This is a genomic window from Nocardia elegans NBRC 108235, from assembly GCF_001612845.1.
Classification (GTDB): Bacteria; Actinomycetota; Actinomycetes; order Mycobacteriales; family Mycobacteriaceae; genus Nocardia; species Nocardia nova.
The window spans coordinates 60846-67987 of sequence record NZ_BDBF01000046.1; the positions used below are offsets into that span (position 1 = coordinate 60846).

A 7142-nucleotide genomic window follows, 5' to 3' on the forward strand; every position below is an offset into this window, starting at 1 on the left:
GCGCCGAGACCTCGGGGCGCGTTCGATGGTCAGCGAGTGAGGACCGTCTTGCCGTACCAGTGGCACACCAGCAGCGCGAGTTCCACGTCGAGCCGGTCGTCGGCGATGGGCCGGCCGCGCCGCGATACGGCCCGGCCCACCCGGTATTTCACCGAGTTGTAGTGCAGATCCAGTTCCTGGGCGGCCGCCTTGTAACTGGACCCGGTCCGGAGAAATACCCGCAGGGTGTCGCGCAGCCGCGCATCGCTCGCGGTGTCGGTGGCCAGTGGACCGAGAACGTCGGTCACCCAGTCCCGGACCGCGGCCGGATTCCCGCCGAGCAAGGCGGCCGCCATCAATCCGGGATCGGTGGACGCCACGATCTTCTCCTCGGGCCCGCGTCGTGCCGCCACGGCGCGGGCCTGCTGGGCCTGGCGGTGGGACCGGCGGAATCCGTCGACTCCCACCCCCACCGCCCCGATCGCGATGTGCGGAGTATCGGGCCGGCCGAGGGCGAACCGGCGGATCTGCTCGGCCGGATCTCCGGGATCCGAGGTGAACGGCAACCAGACCCACCCGCTGGTGCGGTCGGCCGCGGCGAACAGCGGAGCGGCGGCGGCATCGACGGCACCGGCCAGTTCACGGACGAACCGCTGCAACCGGGCCAGGTCGTCGCTGTCGGAGTCGGCGTCCGGGTACCAGAGCACCATCGCCACGTGATGCCGGCGCAACGGATACCGGATCGCGGCGGTGGCGTCGTCCACGTCGACGGCCGTGTCCTGGGCCAGCATCTCGCGGACTCGCATGGCGCGCACGCTGTTCCGGTTCTCCAGCCACCGTTCGCGTTCCTCCTCGTAGACCGCGACGACCTGCTGTGAGATCCAGTCGATGTAGGCGAACAGCACGTCGGTGATCTCTTCGATCACCGCGATCCGGGTGGTCGGCTCCATATCTATGGCGTGCAGCTCCGCGAAGACCAGCTCGGTCAACCGCCGCTGCCCCAGCCGATACGCCCGCACCAGCGCGTTCACCGGAACCCCGTGCTGCGCGAGCCGCCGGGCGTATTCCAGCGCGGCGGTCGGCGCGGTGATCCGCTCCACCGCGATGCCGTGCCGCAGCGCATGCAGAATCGTGTCGACATTCCCCTCGACACTCGCCCCCAGCAACTCCACCGTCCGCGCATCCCCCCGCAACTCCGGTATCAGCTGTTCGAGCGCATCCTTGATGAGCGAGCTGACCCCGGTCACCTGCTCGTTCATCCGCGCGGCGATCCGGGCCACATATTCGCCCGAACCGACCTCGCCGTCGTGCGCCTTCGTCACACCACGGACGGTAGGCCCCGAACGCCACCCCGACCGGCGTTCCGCCCGAAATTCGTCCTCCCGGAACAAAGGCGGATGTGGAATCTGTCTCGGCGCGATCAGCGACCGGTCCGAGACGAGAAGATCCGGTGCCCCGCCGGGCTGTCGCTACCGGATACGACGCGTACCCGGACGTATGCTGTGAAGCCACAGTCGGTCACCCGCTGCGCTCCTGACCTGCCATTACAGGCTCGAGGTCGGGGCGGGAGGGGTTTGCTACCGGCCGCGTATGCGTCGCTCCACACAACCTGGAGGAACATCGCATGAAGAAACTCGGATCGAGACGAGCTCCGTGGATGGCCCTCCGTACGACCCGCATCGGGTCGATCACTGCCGCAGCGATCACGGTGTCCTTCATCGCGCTGACACTCGCGTTCTCCGCACCCCCCGGCCAGCCGCAGACATTCGCTCCCTCCCCGACCTTTCCCCCTCCCTTCCCGACCTTCCCTCCTCCCCTCCCGACCTTTCCTCCTCCTGGCGGAAGCGGTTCGGCCGGGTGTGCCACGTGGAGCGGCTCGGCTGGTTCGAGCGGTTCGGGTAGCTGTTGAGAGCAGCGGCGCGCGAAGGATTACGCGGGGGCGCCCCGTTCATCCGGAGGTGCTCACGGCCGTCGAAGACAAAAAATCCCCCCGACCACAGGTCGAGGGGATTTGAAAGTGGCCAAGGCCGGGATCGAACCGGCGACCTTCCGCTTTTCAGGCGGACGCTCGTACCAACTGAGCTACCTGGCCGGGGCACCCGAACCGAATGCCGTACAACAAAGCGACCCTGACGGGACTCGAACCCGCGACCTCCGCCGTGACAGGGCGGCGCGCTAACCAACTGCGCCACAGGGCCTTGCATGCTCTCAACGGTGTTGCCACCGTACCCCCTACGGGATTCGAACCCGCGCTACCGCCTTGAAAGGGCGGCGTCCTAGGCCGCTAGACGAAGGGGGCCCGCCGGATCTCTCCGGTCCGTACCTCAACGGCTTCCGTTGGGAGCTCGCATAGCTTATGACAGGCTTTGCGCTATTCCCAAATCGGCTGGTCAGAGGCCCAGATTCAGATCTTCCAGGCGCGCCGAGGCCTTCCAGCCGTGCCGGCGGAACTCCTCGAGCCAATCCTGAGTCGCCATCGCCTCGATGATCACCTCCAGCGCCTCGGTGAACCGGGTGCGCAGATCGACCCCGCCGCCGAGCAGATCGATGATGTAGCGCTGTCCGGCCAGCGCGGCCGCCAGGGTGCGGGTGAATCGGTCCGGGTCGGTGTCCAGGCGCAGCTGCTTGCGGTCGACGGCGCGCACCGCGAGCAGTCGCGCCGACCGGCTGACGATCCGGCTGCCGCCCGCCCGCGCGTCCTGATAGAACTCGGGTTCGATCACGAGCCGGAACTCCGCCTGGGCGATGATGTCGTTCTCCAGGCGCAGCGCGACCTCGTCGATCATCCCGTGCATGATGTCCAGCGGCTCGAGATCCGTTCTGGCCAGCCACCTTTCGGTGGTCGCCCGATATCGTTCGACGGCAGCGTCCAGCACCGCCCGGGCCAGATCCTCCTTGGAATCGAAATGGAAGTACATCGCGCCCTTGGTCGCGCGCGATCCCTCCAATATGCGATTCAGCGATGCCGCGGCGTAGCCGCTCTTCCCGAATTCAACGGCGGCGGACCTGATGATCGCCGCCCGTGTCCGGCGGGCCCGCTCTTGCTGCCGTGCCATGCTCGAAACGCCTCCGAAGCTGCTTGCCGCCGGAGGAACCGATAGGGGACGGTCCTCGACGAGAAGTTATTAGATTTTCAAATACTTAATTCCGGGCTACCGCCCGGTTTTCAGACTTTTGGTACGAAAATTCGCAGGGATACCTGAAACACACCAGCTGGTATAGTTTCGACGTCCGGGTGCGCCGCAGGGGGTGCGCACCCGGGCGTTTCGTTCGTCTCGGATCCGCCTCCTGCGACGTCGTCTCCTCTGACCTCGCGACCGGCCCGGCCGATCGCGATATGTGCCGGCACAACAACCTTCGGCCGAATCCCAACCGCCGGAAGATCTCCCGGTTTCGCCGGAATTCACCAAGCGATCACCGTACCCCGAATCCCGAGACGACGCGCCACGTACCGAGGAGTCACTTCGCCGGAAACCGGGACCGCTCGTGGCAAATGCCCGGTTAGCGCCCGCGTACGCGAATTCCGGCGCGCCCCAGCAATGTTCACCACCACGGCCGGCACCGTGGATACCCGGGACTCACCCCGGCCGCTGCGGTCGGCCACCGGGCGGATCCACCGACACGATCACCTCCCGTACCAAATATGTTGTCACGCACTACGTTTGGACAATGTTTCCACACTTCCGCGCTGAAACAAATTGCTGAGCAAGGAGATTGCCCGAGAACCGGCCGGGTATACGGGAACACCCCGGCGCTGCCGGTCCGGGCACAGGTCCACCGGGCCGGGTCGGGCGGACGCCGCCCGGCGTTCAGGGGGCGCCCGGGTCCCGCCGGCGGCGATCCCGCTCCCGGCAGCCGCCACTTCGCCCCGAAGGGCCGTGCCACCAGGGCAGATGCCCACCGCCACACCGCCACACCGATACCGGTTACCACTTCCGCGCGCGAAACATTAGACTTGCGGACCGCGCCCCTATAGCTCAGTTGGTAGAGCTACGGACTTTTAATCCGCAGGTCCCAGGTTCGAGCCCTGGTGGGGGCACACCGATGGGCCGGAGCGAGAGTTCCGGCCCATCGTCGTCTCGGGGTTTGTTTCGTGCCGCGACCAGCGGCGCGGGCACCCGCGACCCGGAAATCCGATGCTCGGCTAACGTTCACGACTCCCAGGCGATACACCGTTGGCGCACAGGTCCCCCGCCTACACTCGCACCGGTTGGGGCATGTGCCGAACACCCTTATGAGTTCCGTCACCGATGCTGTGAACTCATACAGGTGCGCTTCGCATCACACCTACGGTGCCGTAAGGTATGGGCGGCGGCGGCACGGCCAGCAGGGGGGCGACCAGCAATATCGCAGGACAACACCGAAGGGCGTATGTATGGCAAGGGATCTGACTCAACTCGAGCTGCTGACGGAGTTGGAGCCGGTTGCCGAAGAAAACGTCAACCGGCACCTTTCGATGGCCAAGGAATGGCACCCGCACGACTACGTGCCGTGGGACGAGGGGCGCAACTTCGCCGCACTGGGCGGCGTCGACTGGGATCCGGAGCAGTCGAAGCTCAGCGAAGTGGCGAAGGCCGCGATGATCACCAACCTCCTCACCGAGGACAATCTGCCCTCCTACCACCGCGAAATCGCCGAGAACTTCTCCCAGGACGGCGCCTGGGGAACCTGGGTCGGTCGCTGGACCGCCGAGGAGAACCGCCACGGCATCGTGATGCGCGACTACCTCGTGGTCACCCGCGGCGTGGACCCGGTGGCGCTGGAACAGGCCCGCATGGTCCACATGACCAACGGCTTCGCCTCCCCCGCCGAGGCCGACGCCGGCTTCCTGCACTCGGTCGCCTATGTGACCTTCCAGGAGCTGGCCACCCGCGTCAGCCACCGCAACACCGGCAAGGTGTGCGACGACGCGATCGCCGACCGCATGCTGCAGCGCGTCGCCGCCGACGAGAACCTGCACATGATCTTCTACCGCAACATGTGCGGTGCGGCGCTGGATCTGGCGCCCGACCAGGCCCTCGACGCGATCACCCTGATCCTCGAGAACTTCCAGATGCCCGGCGCGGGAATGCCGAACTTCCGCCGCAACGGTGTGCTGATGGCCAAGCACGGCATCTACGACCTGCGCCAGCACCTCGAAGAGGTCGTCCAGCCGGTGCTGAAGAAGTGGCGCATCTTCGAGCGCGACGACTTCACCGCGCGCGGCGAGGCGACCCGCGAGCGGCTCGGCCTGTTCCTCGACCAGCTGGGCAAGGACGTCCTGAAGTTCGAGGAGCAGCGCGACCGCATGCTGGCCCGCGAGGCCGCCAAGCGCGAACGCGACCTCACCGCGGCGAGCTGAGCTCACCGCACGACTACGACCGGGACCGGTGCCGCACGGCACCGGTCCCGTCGCACGCACAGGGCACCCCTGTGATCTCTCGCACTGTCATTCGGATGGGACACTGGAACTCGTGACCGCGGCACTCGACACCAGAACCGGATTGCGAATCGGCCCCTACCCCGTCGATCCGCCGGTGGTGCTCGCGCCGATGGCCGGGATCACCAATGTCGCGTTCCGCAAGCTGTGCCGCGAATTCGGCAGCCGCACCTCGATCTACGTCTGCGAGATGATCACCGCCCGCGCGGTGGTCGAGCGGCACGAGAAGACGCTGCACATGATGGCCTTCGACGAGGACGAACATCCCCGCTCGATGCAGCTCTACGGCGTGGACCCGAAGACGCTCGGCGAGGCGGTGCGCATCATCGTCGGCGAGGGGTGGGCCGACCACATCGATATGAACCTCGGCTGTCCCGTGAAGAAGGTCACCCGGCTCGGCGGGGGTGCGGCGCTGCCCTACAAGCGACGGCTGTTCGCCGAGATCGTGCGGGAGATGGTCGCGGCGGCCGAACCCGCCGGTGTTCCGGTGACATTCAAATTCCGCATCGGCATCGACGACGACCATCAGACCTATCTCGACACCGGACGCATCGCCGAGGCCGAGGGCGCCGCCGCGGTGTCGCTGCACGCCCGTACCGCCGCGCAGCTGTATTCCGGCACGGCCGACTGGTCGGCCATCGCGCGGCTCAAGGAAGCCGTCACCACGATTCCGGTACTCGGCAACGGCGATATCTTCAGCGCCGCAGACGCACTCGCGATGATCGCCGAAACCGGTTGTGACGGTGTGGTCGTCGGACGCGGCTGCTTGGGCAGACCGTGGCTGTTCGCCGAGCTGAGCGCCGCGCTGCGCGGGGAGCCGATTCCGGAGGGACCGCGACTGGGCCGGGTCGGCGAGATCCTGTACCGGCACGCGACGCTGCTCGTCGACCACGACGGCGAGGACAAGGCCATGCGCGATATCCGCAAACATATGGCCTGGTACTTCATGGGCTTCCCGCTCGGTTCGCAGCTGCGCCGCAGCTTCGCGACCGTGGGCAGCCTGACCCAGTTGCGCGAGCTGATCGACCAGCTGCCGCCGGATGTGCCGTTCCCCGCGGATGCGCAGGGACCGCGCGGGCGACAGGGCTCACCCGCGGCGAAGGTGGTGCTGCCGGAGGGCTGGCTCGACGATCCCGAGGATCCCACCGTGCCCGCGGCCGCCGATGTGATGCACAGCGGAGGCTGACGCGCCAGTACTCTCCGACCTGCGCCGACAGTGATGGCTGGTTTAGAAGTGGCCAACTGTGGCGTAATCGTTATCATGGCTGGGGCCGATTCGGCCGGATGTGACTGCGCGTGCCGCCACCGGAGTGATGGAATCGACAGCTCCGGTCGCGACGAAGAGTGAAGTGAGGTTCGTTGGTGGGTGACGACGATCGGCGCGGGCGTTCGTCCCGGCCCGGAGGTCGCGCCCCGTGGGAGCGATACCCTGCGCCGGATTCCGACGACTCCCCTCGCAACCGGCGTGCGGACGAACCGCAGACCTCCAAGCCGATCACCGTCCACGACCTCGTTCAGCGGGTCGACAGTGAACGTATCGAGCGCCGCCGCAAGGACGAGGCCGCGGACAAGCGCCGCAAAGCGGGCGAGAGCGACTCCGGCCGCAGTCGTAACCCGCAACCGGAGGACGCCGGCCGTCAGGCCGGAAACCGCGGGCGCACAACGGATAACACCGCCCGGCCCGCCACCGGTGCGAACCGGACAGCCGGTCGCGGCAACCCGCGAGCCGCCCAGCCTCCGAACC

At 67.2% G+C, this 7142-nt stretch carries 4 protein-coding genes, 4 tRNA genes and 1 pseudogene; 4 read left to right on the forward strand and 5 right to left on the reverse strand.

Annotated features, from left to right (window positions below; genetic code table 11):
* Positions 1 to 29: 29 nt before the first annotated feature.
* From NE2_RS27610 to NE2_RS27630, 5 genes are all read right to left on the reverse strand, one after another.
* Positions 30 to 1301, reverse strand: a complete 1272-nt coding sequence (locus NE2_RS27610) for a PucR family transcriptional regulator (protein ID WP_063030803.1) — start codon at positions 1299 to 1301, stop codon at positions 30 to 32.
* A gap of 696 nt (positions 1302 to 1997) precedes the next feature.
* A tRNA-Phe gene (locus tag NE2_RS27615) sits at positions 1998 to 2071 on the reverse strand.
* A 32-nt stretch (positions 2072 to 2103) separates the two neighbouring features.
* Positions 2104 to 2177: transfer RNA gene (locus NE2_RS27620), tRNA-Asp, on the reverse strand.
* 28 nt (positions 2178 to 2205) lie between these two features.
* Positions 2206 to 2278 (reverse strand) — tRNA-Glu (locus NE2_RS27625).
* 91 nt (positions 2279 to 2369) lie between these two features.
* A complete protein-coding gene (locus NE2_RS27630) occupies positions 2370 to 3035 on the reverse strand; it encodes a TetR family transcriptional regulator (RefSeq protein ID WP_030517458.1) in 666 nt (221 codons plus the stop codon).
* Positions 3036 to 3945: 910 nt separating this feature from the next.
* On the opposite strand from NE2_RS27630, the gene NE2_RS27635 reads away from it, so the two are divergent.
* From NE2_RS27635 to NE2_RS27650, 4 genes and pseudogenes are all read left to right on the forward strand, one after another.
* Positions 3946 to 4018: transfer RNA gene (locus tag NE2_RS27635), tRNA-Lys, on the forward strand.
* 336 nt (positions 4019 to 4354) lie between these two features.
* Positions 4355 to 5320, forward strand: coding sequence for an acyl-ACP desaturase (locus NE2_RS27640; RefSeq protein ID WP_063017025.1), 966 nt, complete (start codon positions 4355 to 4357; stop codon positions 5318 to 5320).
* A 142-nt stretch (positions 5321 to 5462) separates the two neighbouring features.
* The gene (dusB, locus tag NE2_RS27645; RefSeq protein ID WP_218018678.1) at positions 5463 to 6584 is read left to right on the forward strand and encodes a tRNA dihydrouridine synthase DusB; all 1122 of its coding nucleotides are present in this window, start codon (positions 5463 to 5465) and stop codon (positions 6582 to 6584) included.
* Between the two features lie 176 nt (positions 6585 to 6760).
* A pseudogene (locus NE2_RS27650) lies at positions 6761 to 7142 on the forward strand (LCP family protein); the annotation flags it as partial.

Bases quoted from the DNA above. Each gene is read 5' to 3' on its own strand.
- NE2_RS27640 (WP_063017025.1), top strand. From the start codon at position 4,355: ATGGCAAGGGATCTGACTCAACTCGAGCTGCTGACGGAGTTGGAGCCG.
- NE2_RS27630 (WP_030517458.1), bottom strand. From the start codon at position 3,035: ATGGCACGGCAGCAAGAGCGGGCCCGCCGGACACGGGCGGCGATCATC.